The following is a 1,686-nucleotide window of genomic DNA, read 5'->3' as shown; positions in this document are numbered from 1 at the left end:
GCTGGTGCAGTCGCTGCGCGAATGGCTGTGGGCCGAGGGGCTGCTCAAGTCCTCGCTGGTGGCCGGCAAGAACGAGAACGACCCCGAGGTCGCCAAGTTCCGCGACTACTTCGACTACGACGAGCCGATCGGCCGCGTGCCTTCGCACCGCGCGCTGGCGGTCTTCCGCGGGCGGCAGCTGGAAGTGCTCGACGCCAAGCTGGTGCTGCCGGTCGAGCCCGAGCCGGGCAAGCCCAGCATCGCCGAAGGCCGCATCGCGCTGCACCTGGGCTGGAGCCACCAGGGCCGCCAGGCCGACGACCTGATCCGCAAGTGCGTGGCCTGGACCTGGCGCGTCAAGCTCAGCCTGTCGAGCGAGCGCGACCTGTTCACCCGCCTGCGCGAAGACGCCGAGAAGGTCGCCATCAAGGTCTTCGCCGACAACCTGCGCGACCTGCTGCTGGCCGCGCCGGCCGGCGAGCGCGTGGTGATGGGCCTGGACCCCGGCATCCGCACCGGCGTGAAGGTGGCCGTGGTGGACCGCACCGGCAAGCTGGTCGACACCGCCACCGTCTACCCGCACGAGCCGCGCAAGGACTGGGAAGGCTCGCTGCACACCCTGGGCAAGCTCGCCGCCAAGCACGGCGTGAACCTCATCGCCATCGGCAACGGCACCGCCAGCCGCGAGACCGACAAGCTGGCGGCCGACCTGATCAAGCTGCTGGCCATGATGCAGGCCCAGGCCGGGCAAGCCGCCCTGCCCATCGAGAAGGTGGTGGTCAGCGAGGCCGGCGCCTCGGTCTACAGCGCCAGCGAGTACGCCAGCCAGGAGATGCCCGACGTGGACGTGAGCCTGCGCGGCGCCGCCAGCATCGCCCGCCGCGTGCAGGACCCGCTGGCCGAGCTGGTGAAGATCGACCCCAAGAGCATCGGCGTCGGCCAGTACCAGCACGACGTGAACCAGAGCGAGCTGGCGCGCACCCTGGGCGCGGTGGTGGAGGACTGCGTGAACGCCGTCGGCGTGGACCTGAACACCGCCAGCGTGCCGCTGCTCAGCCGCGTCTCGGGCCTCACGCCCAGCGTGGCCAAGGCCGTGGTGCGCTGGCGCGAGTCGCACGGCGCCTTCTCCACCCGCCGCCAGCTGATGGAGGTGACGGGCTTCGGCCCGAAGGCCTTCGAGCAGAGCGCCGGCTTCCTGCGCATCCGCGGCGGCGCCGACCCGCTGGACATGACCGGCGTGCACCCCGAGACCTATCCGCTGGTCGAGAAGATCATCGAGAAGACCGGCAAGCCGGTGGCCGAGCTGATGGGCCGCGCCGAGATGCTCAAGACGCTCAAGCCCGAACTGTTCGCGGGCGGGCAGTTCGGCGTCATCACCGTCAAGGACATCCTGACCGAGCTGGAAAAGCCCGGCCGCGACCCGCGCCCCGACTTCAAGGTGGCGCGCTTCAACGAGGGCGTGGAGGACATCGCCGACCTGAAGGAAGGCATGGTGCTCGAAGGTACGGTGAGCAACGTCGCGCAGTTCGGCGCCTTCGTGGACCTGGGCGTGCACCAGGACGGGCTGGTGCACGTGAGCCAGCTCTCCTACAAGTTCGTCAACGACGCGCGCGAGGTCGTCAAGACCGGCGACATCGTGAAGGTCAAGGTGATGGAAGTGGACGTGGCGCGCAAGCGCATCGGCCTGACCATGAAGCTGGACGCGCC

General features: G+C 69.7%; 1 protein-coding gene. It reads left to right on the top strand.

All coding sequences use genetic code 11. The features are described from left to right. A partial coding sequence (locus tag ACIY1X_RS23645; RefSeq protein WP_399685408.1) for a helix-hairpin-helix domain-containing protein occupies positions 1-1,686 on the top strand: 1,686 nt, incomplete at both ends.

It is taken from the genome of Xenophilus sp., assembly GCF_044462705.1.
GTDB lineage: Bacteria > Pseudomonadota > Gammaproteobacteria > Burkholderiales > Burkholderiaceae_C > Xenophilus > Xenophilus azovorans.
Note: the sequence above shows the minus strand (reverse complement) of the source record. Positions and strands in the feature narration are given on the sequence as shown.